This is a genomic window from Micromonospora sp. MH33 (assembly GCF_003013775.1).
Taxonomy (GTDB): domain Bacteria; phylum Actinomycetota; class Actinomycetes; order Mycobacteriales; family Micromonosporaceae; genus Micromonospora; species Micromonospora fulviviridis.
On record NZ_MUYZ01000083.1, the window covers coordinates 1 to 22,587 of the forward strand.

Genomic DNA, 22,587 nt, shown 5'->3' on the forward strand with positions numbered 1-22,587 from the left:
CGGAGACCTCTTCAGCTATCGATCACCGCCACGCCGTGACCTTCACCGGCCACCACGACTTCTGAAACACGCCTTAGACCGCTGTGGTGGGCCCTGTGCCGGATGCCGATCGCTCTTCACGGCGCAGCGCGGCGAGTAGTTCGGATACGCCGCTGTTGCGGATGGAATGGCCGTTGCGGCGTAACCGTCGCGCAAGCGCATCGCGGCTGACGGTATGACCTTCGCGGGTCAGCTCGGCACGAGCGATGCGGGCGGCGGACAGCAGCGGTACCAGGTCCGAAGCGAGGCCCCGGTCGACGTCGTTAGGGTCATCGTCTTCGCGAGGATCGCTGTCGGGGCCATGATCGTCCGCGTTTTCGCCCGACCTATGGTCGGCCGGCAGCTTTGCTGCGGTGACGGAAATTTCGGAGTGCGCCGTCCCGGCCTGGAGCGGTGGGTGCTGGGGTCGGAGATTTGGAAGCGCCGGATCGGTCTCGCTGACCCTGGCCGCTGGCTCCACCGGTGCCCGACAGGCCGTCGGGTCTGTCGTGAGTCGCGTCTTGATCGGTGTTGAGGTCGATGGGCCCTCGACTTCTCGGAGGCGAGCAGCCAGTTCGATGAGAGAGATCGAGGCGACGATGATCAGCCCGTCCACCGATAGAGGCAGTAGATAGGGAACAGTGCCGGTCTCGCCGTAGCGGGCGACGACTCCGATCATGTGGTGGTAGCTGATCCAGGCGGCGATGGCGGCGATGGTGGAGGTGGCGGCGATCCGTAGGACACCGAGCGCTCGCCGGGCTATGGGTATCCGGGTGACCAGCTCGACGGTGATCAGCAGCGCAAGCGGCGGCCAGGCGGCGATGGCTTGGGAGATGGCGTTGGGTTGGGCGTGCAGGATGTTCGCGGTGACCGACGCGGCTACGCCGAGGACCAGGGTCGCTCGTACCGCCCACTGCATCCGTCGGAGCTGGGTTTCGGTCACGGTCGGGCTCCGGTGAGGGCTGCGGTGGGATGGAGTTGGCGTTCAGCGACGCGGAGGGTGGCCTGCGACGGTTCGGCGTCGCCAAGGTCGGCGAGGCGTTGCTCTAGCCGGCGCAGGGTGCGGCGCACGTCGTCGGGCCGTTGCTGGCGTCCGTGGATGCGCATGATCCGCTGGTACAGCTCCTCGTTGATGGGGTCGAGGTCCGCGGCGCGTTCGAGCGCGGCTATCGCTTGGTCGGGGTGCTCGGTTTCGAGGATTTCGGCGATGCGGGCGTAGGCGGTGAGGATGTGGTGGCGGTAGCTGGTGGCGTAGTCGGTGGCCCAGGTGTGGTCGTGGCCTTCGGCGAAGTCGCCCGCGTATAGCTCGGTCGCGCGGCGCAGCGCGGCCAGTCGTGCCGTGTCGTCGTCGGTGTGGGCGGCCTCGTGGATGGCGGTGAGCATCTGCCACACGTCGACGGTGATGGCGTCGGCGTCGAGGTGGTATCGGCTGGTGGCGGGGTCGTAGACGATGAACATGCGCTCGTCGTGGCCGGTCGCGGTGCGCAGCACTCGCCGGGCGGTCGTGATGTCGGTGCGGACGCGTTTGACGGCGGCACTCGGGTTGGCGTTGGGGTAGAGGTCTTCGGCGAGTTGGTCGAGGGTGCGTCCGGCGGGGTGGGCGGCGAGTACGGCGAGCGCGGTGTAGGAGCCGCTGCGCATGCCGGTCGAGACTGGGCCTGCCTCGGTGGAGACGGTGACCGGGCCCAGGACGCGCAGCCGGACCAATGTCAGCGTGTCGGCGGGTTGCGTCGGTGCAGTATTGCTCGCCTCATTGGGGGCCGCGGGCGGGGGAACTTCGGTGGGCGAGTCGTCTATGTCGGTGCCGGGCTCGGCTCGGGCCTGGGCTTCGGTGAGCATGGCCACGACGGCGGCGAGGTCGTCCGCGCTGAGGGTGGACAGCCGGGCCGCCAGCTGCGGGCTGTCGCCGGTGACGATGCCCTGGCTGGTGACGTGGATGGTGGGCATGCCCTCGCTGGTGACGTGGATGGTGGGCATGCCGTCGTGGTGACCGAGGAGGACCGGGTGCATGTCCAGGGGCGCGCGGTGGGCGGCGATGGCGTCGACTCGGGCGGCATACCGAGCGCTCGAGTCGATGAGCAGCACGTACGGCGGCTGGGCCTCGGCGTGATCGGTGCGGGCGTTGAGGTCGGCGATGGTGGCGACGTCCAAGCTGTCCAGCAGCCTTCGGCGGCCGATCACCTCTTCTTCGGCGTGGGTGACGGCGGCGTCGTCGTCGGCGAGGACGATGAGTCGTTCGCCGTCGTAGGCGGTGCCGTCCGGATCCAAGCCGACCACAGAGGCGCCGTCGGGCAGGAGCCGGGCGAGGAGTTCGGCGGTCGTGACCACTACGGGGCGGGTGGCAGGGTCGTCGGTCGTGCCGGTGGTCAGGGTAGCGGCGAGGATGGCGCGGGCCGCTGCGATGGCCCCGTCACCATTGAGGGCGAGGCCAGGACCGGGCAGGCCGAACAGGCCTATCTCTGCGCCGCTCGTGTCGATGCCAACAGCAGCTGAGGCATGGTCGCCGCGCTTGCCTCGTGCGGCGGCGTTGATCAGAGCAAGGGACGATGGCGCCGGCGGCTCCACGGCAACTGCTGGCAGGGCAAAGGTGAGTCGAGCGCGACGGCGTCGTTGCAGACGTGCCACGGCCGCGGTGGAGGCGATGGCGGCGGCCAGGCCGAGGCTGATCCAACCCTGGCTGGGCAGGGTGATCCCGGCAGAATGATCCGGCTGTTCACGAGCTGCTTCAGAACCCGGGGGTACGGCTCCGCCCGGGTCGTTGGATGTGTTCGGTGTGGTGCTCGTCGGCGCAGACGACCGGTGTGGCTCCGGCGTTGCAGGCAGTGATGCGGAGGAGGGCTTCGCCTCGGGTTCGGTGGGATTGGGAGCGCCTGCGGCGGGATGGTGGCTGCGGGGTGGGCTGGGGGTCGGAGCCGCTTGGTGGGTGGGCAGGGTGAGCTTCCATCCGATGCGGATCATGTTCGGGTCGGTGAGAGCGCGGCCATCAGCTTGCCGATGTTTCCGGTTGAGCTTGTAGATCTCCGGCCAGCGGTTCCCGGCACCGAGGTGTTCCGCGGCAAGTTCCCACAGGGTGTCTCCGTCGACGACTCGAACGGACTCGTGCGGACTAGCGCGAGCGGCGGAAACGTCTCTGGTGTTTTTCCCGATTCCGGCTGGGGGAGCGGCGGGTTGTCGGGATGCGGTCGTGGCATCTGATCGGCTTGTCATGCCCGTGAAGGAGATCGCTGACTCCAGACTCCGGACGCCATGACCGAGGGCGGGGTCACCGGCCTCGGGGGGTTTCACAGGAACCGAGTCAGAGTCTGACGCGGTGTGTCCCTGAGCAAGGGCAGGAAGCGCGACGGAGGTAGCGGCCGTCGAGCCCAACATCGCTGCCGCGAAAGCCTGCACAGGGCGGGGCAGGCGCAGGTCGCATCGCCAACGCCTTCGCGCCGCAAGCCACCGGTAGGTGTGCTCGGTGACGGCGGCCATGACGAAGATCCACAGCAGCCAAAGGCCGGTTTGCCCGAGTACAGCAAGGAAGCCTGCGGTCAGCGGCTCGTGTATCCATTCCCGCATCAGGGCTGCCGACGGAACCTGAAGGGTGAGCCAGCGGAGGCGATAGAGCAGCAAGGGCGGCGCCAGGGCGAAGACCACGGTGACGATGCGTATGGCTCTGGTGTTGGGCTCCTTCGTCATGGTCTGTCTCCTCAGCGGTGCTGTGGCGGCTGCTGAGACAGACCGTAGGAGTGAGATGCGCCGATGACGTTGGGGAAGGGCCTGACAGCACCTCACACTTCCTTACGTGACCTCACAATCGCAGGTCACTGCCCCGTCGGTGCGTTGAGCTGCTCTTTGCCAACTGAGCGGTCAGAGACACAAGCACTGTTGTTGACGCGAAGGTGAGGAGACGCAATGCGCCGATTCCCGTGGGGTGCAGGTGTCGACGTACGAGCACGAGTGCAGACCAGGTATGGCAAATGTGCAGAGGCCGGGGCGGGGCAGCTAGGCGGACCGCTGCGACGCCGGCCGTTTCGGCGATGCACGTCCGTTACTCACGATGAGTAATCGGTGAACGCGAGCTGCCGCCCGGATCGCGGCATTTCCGTGCGTTCCAGCGACGAGATTCAGGCAGTCGGAGGTTGCCGCAGCAGTCCGGCGAAGCCGATACCTCCATCCGGAGGTTTCAACAACCACTGAGTCAGCTGCTCGTTCAGGATGGCCAGAGCCCGGTTGACGAGGGCGTCGATGTCTGCATATCCCTGCCCAGACGCGTAGTGCATGATGACGCCGTCAACGGGATCATCCGCCGCGAATACTTTTGAAGGAACGTCAGAAAGGCCCAAGTGTACAAGCCCGTTTCGAAGGGATCGCAACCGGAGCACCTCAGCTAGCCCGGGATCATCGAGAAGGGACTCCGCTCGCGCGCGGATCGCTTTGTTCAGAGATGGGGTCTCGTTGAGCTTCGTGAGTGACCGCACCGCATGATGTGCGACGACGAGCCGGTGTTTGAACGCCGCAAACCGGCAATCGTTGCAGCAGTTCGAAGTGGCGACGCTCCGCGGCCGTGGCGACAGCGTTCTGGAGCAGGAGTAGGAGTGGGACATATCGTTCGGGTACGGTTCCTGAGAACGCTTGTAAATAGCATTCTTGTGAGTCTCCATCACCCCAGACCCAGGCCGAATCCAGCTCGCCTGCCGGCGAACTGTGCTTGACCTCGGCGAGGCCGAGCACCGCGGCCATTTGGCCGACACCCACGGCGAGGTCGTGAACGACTTTTCCCGCCGCCTGGATATTGTTGGGTCCAGGGACCTGTGTTCCAGCATGGAAAGCGAGGCTGATGCTGGTCGCCACCGGAACCTGATGCACGCTCAGCACGGCGAGGTCGGGATTATGAATGCCAAGGAGTCGAGCCAGGCGGCGTTGCCGCCCCTCTCGGAAGGAGGCCCGTGTTGCATCCGCGAGGCGGCGGATATCTCCCGCCAACGTCTCGATGTCGCGGCGGTTGTCGTCGAAGAACTTACCACTTGTACGTGATGCAGCCGCTAGCGCCGGATCCCATAGGAGATCCGGCATGGCAATTCCAAGCTGCCGCGTGCAAAAGGCATGTGCTTCGAATGCAACCAAAACAGCATGCTGAAGGAAGGCAAGTCCTCGTTCGACGACGTCTCCTTCGATGGCCGCGCGCACGTACCCGAGGTCAGCGCGCGCGATCAGCAGGCCAAGCTGTGCGGACGCTTCGACCTCAGCCCTTGCACCATCCTTGGCGCTACTCATGCGCCTCATCCTGCCACCGCCTTCGCCACCACGCGGAATCCCCTGGTCGATGGCCGCTATGCCTTGGTGGCGTACGCAGCTCTGCGCTACAGGCCGTACGCCGACAGTAGGGGCCGGGCGGCTATGGCGATTTGATTACTGAATGTGGTCGCTGTGTAGTGTCCGGGGCTCGGCGTCCTCGTGGAGGGTGCGAAGGAGGTGGCTGGCGCGTTCTTGTATGGCGTTGTTGTAGGGGTCGATGCGGATACCGGCTTGCAGCAGCTCGAGGCTTTGGCGGGGATCGGATTCGGCTGCGGCAAAGGCGGCGCAGACGTCGATGATGTGTCGGCGGATCGTCTCGCGGATGGGGTCGAGCCAAGGCCAAGCGCGTCCTTCGGCGAGGTCGGCCGGGTAGGAGTCGATGACGGCCCGCCATGCTGCGCGGTCATTCGTGACTGCGGTGGCGGCGTGGCGCAGGGCTGCGTTCAGGTGCCACAGGTCGACGTCGAGGTGCGCGGGGCTGAGGCGGTAGCGGTCGTCGGCGTGGTCGATGACGTGTAGCCCGCAGGCGGCCCGGATCGAGGCGCGGAGGTCGCTGAGCGCGGTGTAGAGCCGACCGGTGAGGGCGTGCCGTGGCAGGCCGGGCCAGATGGCGTCGGTGAGTTGCGCGGTGTCGGCTCCGGCGGGGTGGACGGCAGCGAGGTAGACGAGCACTTGTAGAGCGGCGCTGCGCCGGACCGTGAAGGGCTTACCGTCGATGTGCAGTTGGGGATCGCCGAGGACACGTAGATGCAGTCGCCGGTGCGTTGCGGCTACCGGCGTGCGTAGTTCATGGCGAGGGATTTGACGCGGCAGTCGTGGCTTCTGCTGTACCCGCGTGGGCGCTGGAGGATCTGGGGCGGTCGAACCAGTGGTGGCCTCGGCAGGGGCGAGGACGGTGAGGAGGTCGGTGGTGGCCACCTGGTCGAGGACGCACAGCCGGGACCCCGACGCGTCGGTGTTGTATGGGTCGGTGAGGTGGCCCGCGCTGTCGACCCGCCAGGTCGGGCCGCCAGGCCACCCACCCAGGACGACGAGGATGGTCGCGGTCGCGACGCTGACATCGGCAAGGTGCTTCAGTTGGTCTCTGTCGCCGTCTTCCCTGTCGAGAATCACGATTGTGGGGAGGCCACTCACGATCGTCGTGCGCTGGTTCTGTCCAGCGACGGTTTGGCGCCCTCGGTGCTTGGCACGCTGGACGAGCTGGGCTGCCTCATCGAGGTTGTTGATGATCTTGGCTGGCAGGCGTTCGGTAAGGCTCTGCGTCGCCGGCCCGAGAAGGGCGGTCAGCGCTGCCTTGGTAGTGATGAGTGATGCGGCGGGGTGGCGCTGCCTTGCCAGCAGGGCGGTGACGAGCAACCCCCGACCGGCGGAAAGAGCGCCTGGTCCGACCAGGCTGACCCCTCCTGTGGGGAGGACTTCGCCCAGAGCCGTAACGCCGTACGGCGATGGTGCGGTGGGCGGGGGCGGGCTGTCGGCGAGAGCCGCCTGGACGCTGGTGACGGTGCGGGGCAGCGGAGCGAGGTCTGGAGCCTGCTGGTTGTTCGAGCTCAGGCCGGGTTGGTAGTCGCGACGGCGGCGGAGCCAGACCAGCGCGGCGGCAGCGGAAACTTCCACGGCTACGTCGCGAGGCAGCCACCCGCCGGCCACGCTGATTCCGTCGCCACCGGCGATGATGCGGCCGTTCGACTCACCCGGCCCGATATCGTCAGGGGAGACCGTCATGCCGGCGGCTACCGGATGCGCGGGGTGTGCCGGGGCGGCGACGGCCGTGTTGGTGGTGACGCCAAGGACGGCTGCACCGGCCACCCCGCTTGCTGTGGCCTGCAAGGGCGTGGGCAGAGGTAGCCGCCGCAGCCACGCCGAGGTGGTACGCAGACGAACCAGCACCCTGAGCACAACGGTGTAGGCGAGCATCAGCCAGATCAGCCACGCCCCGACGGTGAGCGCGGCCGTGAGCGTCTGCTCGGTCAACGGCTGCTGCACCCATTCCCGCACCTGCGCTGCGGTCGGCCAGCCGCGAACAGGCGGACCGACCACGGCCAGCAACACCGCCGGCGGCCCGGCTAGGAGGAGAACGACGACCAGCAGCGACGCGAGTTGCCGCGGCCAGCGCACCTCACCCACCTCCACCAGGAGCGCCGACGAACGCACGAGGTGCCGGAGCGGTGGAACGGATGACGCGCATCCACACTCGGGCAGCCCACCACACCGCCACCGCCAAGGCATAGCCGACGGCGAGGATCCCGGTGGCCTGTCGGTTCACGATCGCCGCGCCGATAACCGCGACCGGCGCGGACACGATCAGCCGGAACATCAGCGGCCTCACGAGCGCCATCACCACCGCGACGCCCAGGAGCAGCCCGCCAACGCGGCCGGCGAGGTCGATCCACAACACCAGACGCGGCCATCGGTCAGCGGTCAGCGAGTACTGAATCAGCCCCATGCCAAGCGTGGCGGCCACGACCGAACCTGTCGGCACGGCCAGCAGGGCCGACCAGCCGCCGTGCGGCGTACGCCATTGCCGGGCGGCGACTACGGCCATCACCACCGCGATCACCGCGACGGGAACGATCGGCCACAGCGCCCAGCGTAGGAAGCCGCCGCCGACCGGCAGGCCGAAATACTGAGCGGCGACTACTGCGTAGAGGCCGGCGATGGCTGTCCCGAGGCAGAGCGCAGCGAGGATGCCGACACTGACCCTTCCACCTTCGGTCCGCAGGTCAGGAGCGGGGCTGCGGGCAGCAATCAACGACCCGAGGACGGTCCCTGCCGCCAGGCAGGCCAGCAGCGCGGAGACGGCTGCCAGAGTCAATCCGCCCCAGTTGAAGTCGACCCAGTAGTACACGCTCAAAGCGTTGTTCTTCTCGGCCGTCACGATGCACTGCCAGAACAAGCACAGCGACGCAAAGCCCGGCACCGCAATCGCCACGGCCCGCCGCACCGGTGGAACCGTCACCTCCACCTGAGGCGGACCCGGAACGACCGCGCCGACCTCGGCGGCACCCCGAGCCGCCGCGAGCTGCGGGTCGACTACGACGGTGGGAGTGATGCCGGTCCGCTCGGCGATGGCGACACCCAGGTGCGGCAGGTGGGCGCTGCCTCCCACGCAGTAGATCCCCACCAAGTCGCCACCAGTTAGCTCCGCGGCGGCGACGGTCTGCTGGACCAGGTCGGCGACACGCCGCACGACCGGCGTCACCGCTTCTTCGAGCATCGCCCGATTGGCGATAACCGGGGCCTGACCAGCTATCGGTACCGCAACCGCTGGGTGCGAAACCAGCGCTTCCTTCGCGACGCGCACGCTCTCTGCCAACGCCCACCGATCAGCGCCGCTGGCCTGCACCTCCTGACCGTTCGTCAACGCGGCCCGCAGCGATTCGTCCACGGCACTACCGCCGGCGCCAGAGTCGGCAAGCGTCGCGAGAACCTCGAAGCCTGTAGTACCCCGGCGCAGGACCGTCAATTCCGCGCCTGCGCCGATGTCACAGACGACAGCGAAGGACCCCACCGGCAACTGCACGCCCGTAGCCAGCAGGAGTTGCGCCACAGCGACCGGAGCTTCCACGAGTCTCGGCCGCACAAGGCCCGCTCGATGGGCGACCTGCCGTATCCAGGTACGCCGACGCGGTCCCCAACCCGCCGGCACCACCAACCGCACATCAGCCACCGGCCCACCAGCGAGGAGTTCCGCCTCAGCAACCACCCGCCGCAGCGGAGCCGCAGCCAACTCCACCGCCTCAACCTCTGTACCCTCGACCACCAAGTCGCCGTCAGCGGGACGACGCGGAATCGGAATCAACCGCGCCGGCTGCTCCACGACGGCCTGCCAAACCCGCTGGCCCGTCCACACCTGCCCGTCGGCGTTCACGTACCCGACACTCGGTAGGAAGGGCAGACCGTCGAACATCACTACCGAGGATCTGCCGTCAGGCCAGGCCAGGATGGCTACAGTGCCTGCGCCTCCGCAGTCAATCGACAGCCGCACTCCATCCGCCCCCATGCATGTAGTCAAACATGAGGATCTCATTCACGTCACGCTGTGACTACGCACAGGAGGTAGAAGTTGCCCAACAAGTGACCGGATCAGAGGGGCTGACGTTGAGTCGCCGTTGACAGGCGGAGAAAGTTGCGACAAGAAGCGACCCTCCGCCGGCTCCGCCAGAAGAAGAGGAGCCAGCGCATTCCGAACCCGCCGGCAGCTCGTTCAGGATCCGGTTCCGGAAGGGAGCGGCGGTGACGAGCTCATCGACGTGTCACGCATTTGTTACCGGCAGCGGCAGGACCAAGAGATCCATGGAAGGCCCCCATGGCAACTCTGACGTCGCTACCTGGGACCATCCAGCTCGTTCGTACATGGCTCTGGCCTCCGATCGGGGATCGGAGGCCAAAGTCGCCCACCGCTCCGGCCGGTCCGCGAGCAGTCGCTGCATCAACTTCGAACCAACGCCCTCACCTCGCCGCCTGGGGTGCACCATCCACTCCATCACCGCAAACTTGTCCGCGTCGAGCATCTCGCGGGAGGGTTGCTGCTGGGCACGGGACCACCAGGTGCCAGCTGGCATCGTCCAACCGTAGGCCGCTTCGACGAGATGCCCGCCTTCCGCCGCAACAATTAGCGAGAATCCTGGCCGGGTGGCTTCCTCAGGTAGGCGTTCGCGAAACATAGCGGTCTGTTCCGGCCCTTCGAGGTACGGCGGTTCCGCGTGCACAACAGGGTGACCATGGCTGGCAAAATTCACGTACCCGAACGGTGGCTTGGCGGCGTGGCCCCGCCCGCCGCTCGTGACCGCCACCACCTACTGCCTTGGCGCGGCAGCTACCGCCATCACCGTCGTCTACAGAACGCCACCCATCAGCTGGCGTTGCGGAGCTCCGTCATGGCTCGCTGGATGACCTTGCGCGCCTCGCTGCCGTGCACGGCGTCGTCCGCCAACCGGTCCATCACATTCGAGTAGGCAGCCGCCTCTTCGCCGTGGAACATGTACTCACCGATGAAGGTCTCGACGACTGCCAAGTCGTCGCCCAGCAGAAGGAAGGAGTTCTGCGGTGCGGTCGATAGCTGCCGGCCGAACGGAATGATTCCGAGCGTTATGTGAGGCAGGTCGGCGACGTTCGTAAGGCGATCTAGTTGGGCAAGCATGTCCAGCGGTGGACAAAGCAGCACGCGGAGCGCGGCCTCGAAGACGATGAACTCGAATTTCTTCGACGTATCGTACAATACCTGCTGTCGCAGCATTCTGCGTGCCGTGGCCGACTCGACCTCATCAGGGTCGGCACCGTGGAGTCGCACACCTTCCTCTATCCGCGAGCGGGCGTAGCCCGGTGTTTGCAGTAGGCCGGGAACGTATACAATTTCCGCGTTGCGGATCCGGGTTGCCTTGCTGACCAGCTGGTCATAGTTACGCTGAATTGTGGATTGTCCGAGTCGAACCTGCTGCCGCCACTCCTGATGCAGCCCCTGTGCCTCGTGGAGCAAGGCGAGCAGGGTGGCCTGCGATGCCTCGGAGGCATGGCATGTCGCCAGCCAGCCTGAAAGATCCTCGTCGGATGGCATCTGCTTACCTGTCTCGATCTTCGAGACCTTGGATTGCGTCCAACCTAAACGTCGTGCCATCTCGGCGCCGGTCAGCTGCGCGCCGCGACGAAGCTCCCGGAGGTGCCCGGCCAGCCCGCCCGGTCGCCGCAGCCAGTCCTCTATCGAATCCACCGCTGAGGACTTCCTTTACGAAATTGCCGATGCTGGCCTGGTGTCTGCTGCATCGGGCGTGCTGTGCCGAACGGCGAGATCCCACCAGAGGACATGCCGTGAAACGATGGCCGGATCCGTGACGATCTCGCCGCCCAGCGGCTCGCCCCGATCACTAAACTTCATGATCGCTAGTCGCTGCGAGTCAAAGAGCCACCAGTCGTCCTGGATGGGCAGCCCAATCTCTTCTGCTCGACTCCGACTCATGTAGCGAATTTCCTCGCCCGCTGCGATGTTGTACTGCCCGCTCCACATCTCCCAGCGTTGATAGTCGGTGGGCGGCTCGCTCAGGATGCGAACTCGCTCAACGCGCCGCCCCTCCGCCGTGACTGAGCGAATCTGTTCAAGCCAAGCCGCATAGAAGGGAAAAACGGTAACCGGCCGGGGCTCACCGGCGAGGAATTCGTCTACTGACTGCCGCTCGTCGGTCACCTCGTATACCGGTTGCACCTCTAGCCGGAATGCCGTGGCGGTGAAGTAGCGAAACAGCTTATTGAAATCATCGCCGGTGAGCTGTTCGGCCATGGTCAGGATGCCCGCGCTACGATGCCGGCGATAACATCGGCGGGGACCTCGACGGCCGTCTCGTTCGCTCCTAGATCGCGAAGCTGGGCACGCGTCTCGTCGTCCACCTGCCATCCTTGGACGACGTAGTTGCCGTTGTCGGCACGGTAAAGCGCCGGGCAGTTGCCTGTCCCGCTATCGCCCCACTTGCGAATGAACTCGAGTTGCACGATGTTGCCCCTCTCCCTCACCGCGCCTTCCGCAGCGCGTCCGCATGGCGATGCTCGCACGGAGAGAGCCTCGTGTGCAATATTCGCGGGCCTGGGCGAAGATATTCTCGGCACGTGACGATCACGCCTACGCAGAGGGGCGACCTCAAGGCCTCGGCAGGGCCCCCCGCCGTACCTCCGACACGAACTCCCTCCAGGACTCGGTGTCGAAGATCAATTTAGGTCCTCTGGGGTCCTTGGAGTCTCGGACTGGAACGAGAGGGCCGACGTTGATGGCGACCTCGACGCACCCCCCGTTGTCCTGAGAATGACTGCTCTTGCGCCAAGCGGCGCGTGACAGGTCCGGGTTCACCGTTCGCTCCTTGCGGAATCCTGGTACTGACGTGCAACGACCTCAATCAGCCGTGCTGACTCCTGCTTGCTGAGGGCTGAGGCGGTCATGTGGTTGTACGCAACGTTACAGCGACGCAGGTCATCCTCCTTCTCTAGATAGAGGTTCCCTGCCTGGCACTCGACGTAGACGACAGGGCTGTGGAGTCGCTCCTCGAACTCGAAGATCGTCATTGCGCCGCGAGTGCCGGGGTACCCGCCGTTACTGAAGGGCACAACCTGCACGGTCACCCAGCGTGGCAGCGCAAGTAGGTGCTGAAGCTGTGCGGCCATCACGGATGGGCCTCCGATCTCTCGGCGCAGGACCGCCTCATCCAGGATCACCCACACTTCCGGTGGGTCATCACTGAGCACCTTCTCCTGTCGTTCCATGCGGATCCGCACCTGTCGCTCGCGTTGATCTTCATCTCCGAGAAGGGCGACGGTCCCAGCGATGGCACGGGCATACCCCTCGGTCTGAAGTAGTCCATGAATGACCATGGGTTCGTATGCCTTGATCGTGGTTGCTGCGCTCTCGATGCCGAGGAATGTCGCGAAGGGCGCGGGCACGGCACCGAACTTCGACCACCATCCACGTTGCTTGCCGAGCCCTTGCAACGCAAACAGCTCTGTGCGCAGTTGATCGTCCGTGAGGTCGTAGGTGGTGAGCATGGCCTCCAGCTCGGCCCGGACGACGCCAACCTCCCCTGCCTCGATCTTCTGGATCTTGCTCACCGAACACCCCAGCCGGTCCGCGATCTGGCTCTGTGAAACGCGAGCCCTCTCGCGCAGGGCGCTGAGCTGCTCGCCGAGCTGCCACCTTGGGATCGTTGGGCCGATCGGCCTGGCCATGGGTTCCTCCGGTCTTGTGGGGTCATCCTTCGTCCGCTCCTCGCACGCGGTCGTCATCCGGCGTAGCGGCGTGGGGGCGAAAAGTTACATCAGAAGATTGACATCCCTAGTGGCGAATGTAACGCTGGCTGCCGAGAATATATTCTCGGCAGTCTCGGGTCGTTGCATGTCGCTACCGGTCACGCTTGAGGGGATGTCCCGGATGAGCACCTTGAATCCTGGCCCTGACGTTGGCTCAGGCTCTGGCGGGCGCAGGCCGGATCCGCAAAGGTTGCTGGCTGCGCTGGGTGCCCCTGACCAGGCCGCCGATCACTTTTGGTCGTACATGGAGGACAGAAGCGTCCGGGTCTTGCCGCAGCAGTTCGCGCCGATGTTCTTCTCGACGCTGGCCGAGATGGTTGCCCGTCGGGGAGATCCGGCCGCTCGCCGCGCTGAGTTGGCGTTGATGGGTCGGATGTACCTGCGGTTCGGGTTGTATCCGTATCACCACACGGTGGTTGCGGCGGCCATGGTGGACACCGTGCGGCGGTTCGCCGGTGCGAGCTGGGAGCCGGATCTGGCCGGCTATTGGGAGGTCGGATGCCGCCGGTCGCTTCGTCTGGCCGAGCGGGCGGCGAACGCCTTGGGAACCGGACCTGACGTGGTCACCGCTGAGGTGGTGGCCTGTGAGGCGGCTGCCGAGGACGTAGCGATCTTGACTGCGCGACCGGTGCGACGTCTTCGTTACCTGCCCGGTCAAGCCATGCCCGTGTGCACGCCTCGGCTTCCCGGCCAGTGGCGTTGGCTCTCACCCGCGAACGCTCCTCGCGCAGATGGCACGGTGGAGTTTCACGTGCGCGCAGTGCCCGCGGGATCGGTCTCTCCTGTGCTGGTCAGGCAGGTGAGGCCAGGGGAGTCGCTGTGGCTGGGGCCGGCGCTGGATGTTGGGTTGTCGCTGGAGCGAGCTGATGGTGCTGACCTTCTCCTGGCAGCCGGAGGTACGGGGCTTGCGCCGTTACGAGCGATGGTCGAAGAGGTCGCTGCGTCACCGATCCGACGGCCGGTGACGTTGGTGGTTGGTGCACGGACGCTGCCCGAGCTTTACGACGCGGTGGCGTTGGACAAGCTTCAGCAGGCGCATGGCGACTGGCTGAATGTGGTGCTGGCGTTCTCGGATGACCCTGACGTGGAGCCGGCCGCGCAGGGGGATCTGCTGAGCGTGGCGTTGTATTACCACCGGCAAGGGCAGGCGGTCTTCGTCTGTGGTCCTCCGGGGTTAATGGAGGTGGCGCGCCACCGCCTGTCCCTGGCAGGAGTTCCGTCGGAGAGGTTGCACCTCGCCACCAGCTTCCAGCGCGCGCTTGACTCGGCTCGATGGCTGTCCCGTCAGCGGGCTGCAAACTCGTCGGAGGCGGACAGAGCAGCTCCCAGCAGCGGCACGAGCCGCTCCGCGAGGGACGCATGACGTCTCCGGAGCGGGTGGTCCGCTGCGCGGGCATCGAGGACGTCGATGCTTTGTCGGCGCTCGTGGCGGACATGCTGATGGCGCAGCCTACGGCCGCCTGGCTGGTGTCGGACGAAGCCGAACGTTTCGGCGTTCTCCTCACCTACGCACGGCTTCTGCTGAGGCGCGGGTTGAGCGAGGGCCAGGTCGTCACGACCGAGGACCAAGCCGCTGTCGCGGTCTGGTATTCGCGGCTGGAGCCGCCCGCACCGGCTGCGTCGTGGGTGTACGACCTGCAGCGCCTCCTCGGACCGTATGGACCTCGGTTCGCGTTGATGCACGCCTACGTCGACGCGGTGCTTCCGCACACGCCGCACCACTACCTCGCGCATCTCGCGGCCCGTCCCGGGCAAAGCGGGGCTGCGCGTGCCGTGCTGGCCAGCTACCACCGCAGGCTCGACGCGGAAGGGCTGCCGGCGTACGCGGAGGTTAGTTGCGCCCGGCCGCGCGAGAGTGTGGTTGCCCGGCTCGGGTACGAGCCGCGGTCGCCGGTGTTGTTGGAGCCCGGCGGGCCGGCGCTGTGGCGGATGTGGCGGCCCACGCCAGGCGACCGCCGACCGGATGGGTTGCCGTGCCGGGTGCGGGCGCATCGATTCGCGATGCCGCTGCGTCCCCGCGCCTTACCGACCTCGCCTCGTTCTCCCTGACGGCCGAGAACACCCAGTTGTTGATCACCTGCTGGCGATGACCTCGCGGCGGGTCACCCTCTCGCACCCTGCCATCGAAGGAGGCACCCCTCATGCTGTCCGCTATGACCCGTTTACGCGCCTTGGCCCCAACACGGCGCACCGTCGGACGGTGGTCGCCGTGGCCGCCCTCTGCGGGTGCCGATGCCGCCGTCACGGACGCGGGAGACGTGACGTCGGACGAGTTCGCGTGGGGGTACGCGATCCGCCGGGAGTGGGCGAGCGGCTGCCATGACCTGTTCGGCTTCACTCCGGACGCGCAGACCGCGCAGCGGTGGCTCGACCGCGACCAGGGCTTCTGGCGTCGCGGTCCGGTGCGGCCGGCGGCGGTGTATCTCGTCGCGGCGAACGCCGCCGACGTGTGCAGGCATCCGGTGGACGGCTGCCGCCGCTCGGGCTGCCCGGACGTGGTGGAGCGGGGGCAGCGGTGAGGTCAACGCACATGCAGGTGGCGCTCGCGCGGCGGACGTTGACGCCGACCGGGTTGTGGGTGTCCGGGGCGGCGGCGTCGGCACCGATGGTGGTGCTCGTCGGAGGCACCGTCGCTACCTACGCCACCACGCGGGTAACCGCGCTGCCGCTGGTGTTCGTCCTCGTCGCGGCAGTCGTGGCGCTACTGGCCGTCGGGTACACGGCGATGGCCCGCCAGCTGGGGCACCCAGCGGCCTATTACGGCATCCTCGCCAACAGCACTGGGCGCGGCTGGGGCGTCGCCGCTGGCCTGGTCGCCCTGGTGGCCTACAACTCGATTCAGATCAGCCTGTATGGCTTGCTCGGTGCCACGATGGCCGGGCACCTCGGCGGTGTGTGGTGGGTGTGGGCGGGCATCGCCGTGGCTGTGGTGGGGGCGTTCGGTATTCGGGCGATCGTGCTGTCCACCCGGGTCTTGATGGCCGTGCTGGTGGGGTCCCTGCTGATCGTCGCCGCGTTCGTCCTCGCCGGTGTCGGGGAACCGGCGGGCCGTCAGCTGTCGTGGGCTGCCTTCGACATCTCCGGGCTGGCGGTCGGCGGTGTCGGTGGCGCGGTCGCGTTCAGTGTGGCGGCGTTGATGGGTGTTGACGCCCCGGGTTCGATGGTCGAGGAGGCCGTGGACCGCCGGTCGGTGGGTCGGGCCACGATCGGCGCGGTGGTTGTCCTCGGCGGCGTGTACGCGCTCGCGGCGTGGGCGATGGGCGTGGCCGTCGGCCCCGACGCCGTCGGCGAGGTGGCCGCCGACCCGGCGGCAGGGCTGCCGTTCTCGGTCCTGGAACGCCTCGGCGGCTGGTGGGTTCCGCTTGCGGAGCTGGTTCTGATCCTTGCGATCTTCACCTCGAAGCTCGTCTTCCACAACGTCGTGGCCCGGTACGTGTTCGCCCTGGCACGCGAAGGCATCCTGCCCGCCGGTCTCGCGCAAACGGGCAGCACGGCCCGGGTCAGCGCACCGCGCGGCGGCTCGTTGACCCAGACGACCATCGCCTCGGTGGTGGTGGGCGCGTTCGCGTTGGCCGGCGCTGACCCCATCTCGGTGATGTTCACGTGGCTGTCGACGCTGGGCGCGATGGGCCTGCTAAGCCTGCTGCTTGCCGCGTCGGTGGCGGCCATGACCGCACCGGCCAGCGTGCGCGGCCCGAGGCCGGCGGTGTGGGAGTGGCGGCTCGCACCCGCCCTGGGCGTCCTGGGTGGGCTGGTGCTGCTGGGCCTGATGGTCGGCAACGTTGGCTCCCTACTCGGGGCCGCGCCGGGAACGCTGTACCCGTTCCTGCTGCCGACGATCCTCGCCGCCACCGCCGTCCTCGGCGGGGTGTGGGCAGGGCATCTGCGCCAGTCCCGTCCGGACGTCTACGCCGGCATCGGCCGTGGCACCCCGAGCACACACGCCGTCCCCGACGCGATCAGCGTCGCGATCTGACAAGGGGCCGACGATGATGACCCACGCGACCACGCCGCCTCCGGGCAGGCACCACAGCGCCGAACACGCCGGAGCCGGATGGCGACCGGAGTACCCGAAGACGGCACCGCACGCCGGTTCCATGGAACCCCCGCCGTACGGGCCAGGGTTCGCCGCTCACCCGCCGGGGCCCGCCGCCTACCCGACGGCGGCCGGCTACGGGACAGCGCGTATGCCAGCCGACTACGCGCGCACGCCGGAGACCGTGCTTCCTCCCCCTTCGCCTTCGGAGCCTGTGCACCCGAACGTGTCGGCCTCGCCGTACGAGCAGATGCCTGCGGACGACCGGGTGCCGCTGGAGGTCCGCCGCTGGGCCGACCTGCGCAAGCAGGTCGCGTACCGGTGCAAGCGAATCAACACCGGCCACATGGTCGAGGCCGATCAACGGTTCGGTGGGCGTGAGGCCCTCGGCCCGCACGGCGTGATGCTGTTCTTCGTCTCCGACGCGCCCAGCGAGCCGCACGGCTACCGGCTGCACACCGCCTACCGCCTGTGGCTGGCCTCCCCAGACGCAGACGACCTCCCGAGGTTGCTTGCGGACCTCGACGGCGTAGCCCGGGACAACATCGCCCGCGCCGCCTCCGCGCGGCGCCGCTGGCATCCCCTCGGCCCCGACGGCTCGATGGTCAACGGCGGAGACATGGCCCTGCCCGACGGGTCGACCTACGTCGGTCTCGGGGTCAGCACCCTCGACTCCGACCAGGGACGCTGGTACCAGCTCGCCCACACCCTGCGAGACCTACCCGCCACCGGGCACCGCCTGTCGGTCTTCGACCTCAAAGGCCAGGCGTACGTCCTGCTGACCGACGGCACAGCCATGCACATCGACCGCGACCCGCACGCGCGCCTGGGCGTCGACGGCATCCGCTGCAACCGCACCCTCGACCCGGACCGCGTCACCTACTACAACCGGCACGAGAACCTGACCGAGGACGGCGACGACGCCACCCGGGCGGTGTGGCGCAACCTCGGCGCGCTGCACCACACCCTCACCGGGCACCTGCACGGCGGCCGGCCAGCATGACCCACACCCTGAACCTCACCGGCGCCGCGGACCTGAGCCGCACGCCGATCGACATCACCGCCGTTCTCGATCACCTCGTCTGCGAGGCCGACGCCGCGGCGGCCACGAGCATCGGGTTTCCCGGCGCCGTGGACCTCGACCACAGCGAGGTCATGACCCGCCTCGGCCGCAGGCTGTGGAACAACATCGGCGACCCCGCCGACGAAGGCGGAATCGCACACACACGAGCGCTGGAACGCGCGGTCATCACGTGGGTAGCCGACCTGCTCGCCATGCCCACCGACGACCGGTGGGGCTACGTCAGCACCGGCGGCACGGAAGGCAACCTGTCCGCGCTGCACGCCGCGCACCGCCGTGACCCCACGGCCCGGATCTACTACACGGCAGCAGCCCACTACTCGGTGGCGAAGGTGGTGCGTCTGCTCGGCGCTCACGGCGTCCTGGTCCACGCACGGCTCGACGGGGAGATGGACTACGCGCACCTCGCCGAGCAGCTCCACAGGCGGCGGCGCTTCCCGGCCATCGTCGTCGCGACCGCCGGCACCACCATGACCGAGGCAGTCGACGACACCAGCCGCATCCGCGCCCTTCTCGACGCGCACCACGCCGGCGGACACCTGCACGTCGACGCGGCCCTGTCCGGCATCCCCCTGGCCCTCGACGGGCGGCTGCGCCTCGATGACGCCAGCGGCATCGGCAGCATCGCTATCAGCGGCCACAAGTTCTTCGGCACACCAACACCGTGCGGCATCGTGCTCATCCGCAACCACCTGCGCGCCACCGGCACCCCCATCGCCTACACCGCTACGGCGGACACCACGATCACCGGATCTCGGTGCGGCCTCTCGGCGGCGCTGCTCTGGCACGCCATCGCCGTTCACGGACGGGAAGGGCACCGATGGCGGGTCAGCGAGGCCCGCCGCCTCGCCGCCTACACCGTCGAGCAGCTCAACGCCGTGGGCTGGCCCGCCTGGCGACACCCGCACGCCTTCACCGTCGTCCTACCCACACCTCCCAAACCGGTTCGCGACAAATGGGTGCTAGCCGCCGACGGCGACATCAGCCACCTCATCTGCATGCCCGGCATCACCTCCGCCCAGATCGACGCCTTCGTCGCCGACCTCGCCGCCGCGACCGGACCGCAGGCCAGACCAATCCCGCGACCCCGACCCGCGCAGGCAACACCCATCAGCGCCCCCGCGCATTAACGACACCGGCACCGGCTCTCGACCGACGAAGGCCAACCACCATGACCACCGCACCTGCCTCCCTGCTGGTCGAGTCCCACCTCGTCCACGCCGACCTCGACCGATTCATCGATCTCACGGCCGGCCCTCAGCGTGCTGCCTGGCCCGTAGGAACTCCGCGCTCGCCAGGCCATGCAAGACAACGTGAAGAGGCCCGCCGCGTAGGTGATGCCAGCCCAACGCTGACTTGCCTTCCCACTGACTAGGGCTGCCGGAGACCCGAGATCCGTCAGTCCCTGCTGTAGTCGCCGCAAGGCGGCTACCGGACCGGCCGCTGTGACAGGGGTAGCCACGGATGGCCGGTCACGGGCCGGCGGCAGCGGACCCCCCCGGGTCCCACTGCCGCCGGCCCACCCAGCCCCGAAAAGGCAACCACCCGCCGCATCACCGATGCCGTTCTGACCGTTGCGAGCGGAGCAAGGTTCGACGTGACCCGATCCGCTTCGAGGAAGAGGAAGTAGCGAGTGAGCCACACAACCGAGACAAGATTCGCCGGAGACCGCGCCGCCGAGCTGCGCGCCGCTCTCGTGGACAACCTGCGCGCCCAGCACAAGATCACCTCGGAACTGGTGGAGGCGGCGGTCCGTCGGGTACCGCGCGAGGCGTTCATGCCCGCCGGGACCGACCTCGACGTCGCCTACGGCTTCGACAGCTCGGTGGTGACCAAGCGCGACGAGCACGGCATGGCGCTCTCGTCGGTGTCCGCGGCCTATATCCAAGCGCGGATGCTGGAGCAGGCCGAACTCTCGCCGGGCATGACGGTGTTGGAGGTCGGCTCCGGTGGTCTGAACGCCGCGTACCTCGCCGAGATCGTCGGCCCCGGTGGTCGGGTCGTGAGCGTGGACATCGACCTCGAAGTCACCGACCGAGCCGCGACGCTGCTCGAAGCGAACGGCTACGGCAGCCGCGTCCGGGCCCTCGTCGCCGACGCGGAGCACGGCGTACCAGACGAGGGGCCGTTCGACGCGATCATCGTGACCGTCGGGGCGTGGGACATCGCTCCCGCCCTGCTCGACCAACTGCGCGAAGGCGGCGTGATCGTCCTGCCCCTGATCATGAACGCCGTCACGAGGACGATCGGCTTCCGCCGCGACGGGGACCACCTGGTCAGCAGGTCGGTGGAGGTCGCCGGGTTTGTGCCGATGCAGGGCGACGGCGCGCACACGGACCGGGTGTTTCTTCTACCCGATGCGAACGGCGGACACGTGCGGCTCCTGTTCGACTCCGAGGTGCCCGATCACCTGGACCGTCTCGACGGCGTCCTGGCCGGCGAGCGTGCCGAGCTGTGGTCTGGCGTGACGATCGGCAATGGGGTCTCGTTCCCCGACCTGCATCTGTGGTTCGCGTGGTTCCTGCCAGGCTTCTGCCGCATCGCCGCCGACGAGGGCACCGACCTGGCTGCCGAGTGCCTCTGGTTCCCCTTCGGTGTCGTCTACGGCGCGGGCTTCGCGTACCTGGCGTTGCGGTCTGCGCCCGAGGGGGAGGGCTTCGAGTTCGGGGCCCGCGCCTTCGGTCCGGACGGCGAGCGGGCCGCCGCCGCGATGGTCGAGCAGATCCGCGCCTGGGATCGCGACGGGCGCGATGTCGAGCCCCGCTTCGGCTACTGGCCCGCCGGCAGCGACCACACCCGCATTCCCTCCGACGCCGCCGTCATGGACAAGACCCACGGCCTCATCTCGATCTCCTGGTCCTGATGGCCAGGTGGCACCACCACAACCCCTCCAGGGAAGGAGAGTGATGTCGATGGCTCCGCCGACCGCGGTCCTCGACACTGGGTCACGCAGCGTCCAGGAACTTACTGAAGAGGTACACGCGCTCAATCTGCCGGTGATCGACGTAGCCACCCCGACCGCCGCGGGGCCCTCGACGCGGGCGGGACAGCGTGCTGCCGGCGGCAACTTCGCAGGCTCTGCCGAGCCATGGCCGGCAGCTAGCTCGGACAAGGGCAGCCTGATCATGCACAACAACGATGAACCAGGATCCACGGCCGTCGTCACGGGCGCGGCCGGGTTCATCGGCTCCCACCTGGCGGAGGCGCTCCTCGCACAGGGATACACGGTAATTGGCATTGACCAGCGCAGCCCGCGCACCGATCCAGTCGCGCACGCGAACCTCCAGAACGCCGAGGGGCACCCCAGGTTCTCCTGCGTCAACGCGGATCTGATGGACGCGGACCTGGACAGCCTCGTGAAGGACGCTCGCTACGTGTTTCACCTCGCGGCGGTGCCCGGCGTCCGGTCGTCGTGGACCGGGTTCCCTCGCTACGCGGCGGCGAACATTCTGGCAACCGAGCGCGTACTGGCGGCATGCGTGCGGCAGGGTGTACCGAGGCTCATCTATGCCTCGTCATCGAGCGTGTATGGCGTGACTGGTGCGCCGAGCCGGGAGAGCGAGCCGACGGTGCCAATCTCTCCTTACGGGGTGAGCAAGCTCGCCGGCGAGCAGCTCTGCCTGGCGCATGCGAAGCGTCCCGGCAGTCGGTTGTCGGTCATCGCGTTGCGGTACTTCACCGTCTACGGGCCGAGGCAGCGGCCCGACATGGCGATCGGACGCGTGCTGGCGGCAGCGTTGACGGGCCAGCAGTACACCCTGTTCGGGGACGGTACGCAGCGGCGCGAATTCACCTACGTCAAAGATGTCGTCGAAGCCACGATGGCGGCGGCCACCGCAGATGTCTCCGCTGCCGTGGTGAACGTCGGGGGCGGTTCGAGCGTATCGATGATCGACGTCCTCGGTATGGCGCGACAGGTGGTCGGGCAGCCGGTCCCGCTCATGGTCAGTGCTACCCAGGACGGTGACGTTCCGGCCACTGCCGCCGATCTGACGCTGGCCCGCGTTCTCCTGGGTTACCGGCCCGACACCGACCTGCGCACCGGGATGGCGCGCCATGCCGAATGGCTGCGCCGGATGTCTGCCGATCAACTCAACCTCTACACCCCGCCGCCCCCAGCGGTCGAGGAGGTGCCCGCATGCTCGTCCTGACTGCCGCTTCGGCCAACGAGTTGTACACGTCGGTGTGCCGAGAGCTTCTGAAGCAGGGCCACCGTGCGACACCGCGCGGCCTGTCGACCACCGAGGTGCTCGGCGCCCACCTCTGTCTGACCGATCCACGTCGCAGGTTCGTCAGCGTGCCACCGGCACGCGTGCTTAGGGCGTGTCTCAGATGGACGGTGCGGTAGCTGCGGCATGATCTACGTTTCGTGACAGCGATGGTCGATGACATG

The 22,587-nt window shown here is 67.6% G+C and carries 19 protein-coding genes; 8 read left to right on the forward strand and 11 right to left on the reverse strand.

Annotated features, from left to right (window positions below):
* Positions 1–73: 73 nt before the first annotated feature.
* The 11 genes from B0E53_RS15335 to B0E53_RS15390 form a co-directional block, all read right to left on the reverse strand.
* A complete protein-coding gene (locus B0E53_RS15335) occupies positions 74–961 on the reverse strand; it encodes a DUF2637 domain-containing protein (RefSeq protein WP_168215326.1) in 888 nt (295 codons plus the stop codon).
* Positions 958–3,696 carry a BTAD domain-containing putative transcriptional regulator gene (locus tag B0E53_RS15340; protein WP_107076684.1) on the reverse strand — a complete coding sequence of 913 codons (2,739 nt, stop codon included), beginning with the start codon at positions 3,694–3,696 and terminating at the stop codon, positions 958–960. Before B0E53_RS15340 ends, B0E53_RS15335 begins: the two co-directional genes overlap by 4 nt.
* A 702-nt stretch (positions 3,697–4,398) precedes the next feature.
* A complete protein-coding gene (locus B0E53_RS37015) occupies positions 4,399–5,274 on the reverse strand; it encodes a hypothetical protein (RefSeq protein WP_146167677.1) in 876 nt (291 codons plus the stop codon).
* A gap of 135 nt (positions 5,275–5,409) precedes the next feature.
* Positions 5,410–7,419: a hypothetical protein gene (locus B0E53_RS15355; protein WP_146167678.1), complete on the reverse strand. Its 2,010-nt coding sequence runs from the start codon at positions 7,417–7,419 to the stop codon at positions 5,410–5,412.
* Positions 7,412–9,202: an Hsp70 family protein gene (locus tag B0E53_RS15360; RefSeq protein ID WP_246835415.1), complete on the reverse strand. Its 1,791-nt coding sequence runs from the start codon at positions 9,200–9,202 to the stop codon at positions 7,412–7,414. The genes B0E53_RS15355 and B0E53_RS15360 overlap by 8 nt, the downstream gene beginning before the upstream one ends.
* Before the next feature lie 346 nt (positions 9,203–9,548).
* Positions 9,549–10,091 (reverse strand): GNAT family N-acetyltransferase, encoded by a 543-nt coding sequence (locus B0E53_RS15365; RefSeq protein ID WP_348639664.1) that lies wholly within the window; start codon positions 10,089–10,091, stop codon positions 9,549–9,551.
* Between the two features lie 56 nt (positions 10,092–10,147).
* Positions 10,148–11,002: a helix-turn-helix transcriptional regulator gene (locus B0E53_RS15370; RefSeq protein WP_107076690.1), complete on the reverse strand. Its 855-nt coding sequence runs from the start codon at positions 11,000–11,002 to the stop codon at positions 10,148–10,150.
* 15 nt (positions 11,003–11,017) lie between these two features.
* On the reverse strand, positions 11,018–11,566 hold the full coding sequence (locus B0E53_RS15375) for a DUF6879 family protein (RefSeq protein ID WP_107076691.1): 549 nt from the start codon (positions 11,564–11,566) through the stop codon (positions 11,018–11,020).
* A gap of 2 nt (positions 11,567–11,568) precedes the next feature.
* Positions 11,569–11,775, reverse strand: coding sequence for a hypothetical protein (locus tag B0E53_RS15380; RefSeq protein ID WP_107076700.1), 207 nt, complete (start codon positions 11,773–11,775; stop codon positions 11,569–11,571).
* 145 nt (positions 11,776–11,920) lie between these two features.
* Complete coding sequence (locus B0E53_RS15385) at positions 11,921–12,127, reverse strand: DUF397 domain-containing protein (RefSeq protein ID WP_107076692.1); 207 nt, start codon at positions 12,125–12,127, stop codon at positions 11,921–11,923.
* Positions 12,124–12,996 (reverse strand): helix-turn-helix transcriptional regulator, encoded by an 873-nt coding sequence (locus B0E53_RS15390; protein ID WP_107076693.1) that lies wholly within the window; start codon positions 12,994–12,996, stop codon positions 12,124–12,126. Before B0E53_RS15390 ends, B0E53_RS15385 begins: the two co-directional genes overlap by 4 nt.
* 349 nt (positions 12,997–13,345) lie before the next feature.
* Between B0E53_RS15390 and B0E53_RS15395 the strand changes: the two genes are divergently transcribed.
* The 8 genes from B0E53_RS15395 (at position 13,346) to B0E53_RS15430 (ending at position 22,345) form a co-directional block, all read left to right on the forward strand.
* Positions 13,346–14,440 (forward strand): FAD-binding oxidoreductase, encoded by a 1,095-nt coding sequence (locus B0E53_RS15395; RefSeq protein ID WP_246835416.1) that lies wholly within the window; start codon positions 13,346–13,348, stop codon positions 14,438–14,440.
* Positions 14,437–15,126 carry an N-acetyltransferase gene (locus B0E53_RS15400; protein WP_107076694.1) on the forward strand — a complete coding sequence of 230 codons (690 nt, stop codon included), beginning with the start codon at positions 14,437–14,439 and terminating at the stop codon, positions 15,124–15,126. The genes B0E53_RS15395 and B0E53_RS15400 overlap by 4 nt, the downstream gene beginning before the upstream one ends.
* Before the next feature lie 209 nt (positions 15,127–15,335).
* On the forward strand, positions 15,336–15,596 hold the full coding sequence (locus tag B0E53_RS15405) for a hypothetical protein (RefSeq protein ID WP_107076695.1): 261 nt from the start codon (positions 15,336–15,338) through the stop codon (positions 15,594–15,596).
* 11 nt (positions 15,597–15,607) lie between these two features.
* Positions 15,608–17,053, forward strand: coding sequence for an APC family permease (locus B0E53_RS15410; protein WP_107076696.1), 1,446 nt, complete (start codon positions 15,608–15,610; stop codon positions 17,051–17,053).
* 310 nt (positions 17,054–17,363) lie between these two features.
* Entirely contained in the window at positions 17,364–18,116 is a 753-nt protein-coding gene (locus tag B0E53_RS15415; protein ID WP_246835417.1) for a hypothetical protein, read from the forward strand.
* On the forward strand, positions 18,113–19,324 hold the full coding sequence (locus tag B0E53_RS15420; RefSeq protein WP_107076697.1) for a histidine decarboxylase: 1,212 nt from the start codon (positions 18,113–18,115) through the stop codon (positions 19,322–19,324). Before B0E53_RS15415 ends, B0E53_RS15420 begins: the two co-directional genes overlap by 4 nt.
* A gap of 503 nt (positions 19,325–19,827) precedes the next feature.
* Complete coding sequence (gene fxlM, locus B0E53_RS15425; protein ID WP_107076698.1) at positions 19,828–21,057, forward strand: methyltransferase, FxLD system; 1,230 nt, start codon at positions 19,828–19,830, stop codon at positions 21,055–21,057.
* Positions 21,058–21,100: 43 nt separating this feature from the next.
* Entirely contained in the window at positions 21,101–22,345 is a 1,245-nt protein-coding gene (locus B0E53_RS15430; protein ID WP_246835418.1) for an NAD-dependent epimerase/dehydratase family protein, read from the forward strand.
* Positions 22,346–22,587: the final 242 nt, after the last annotated feature.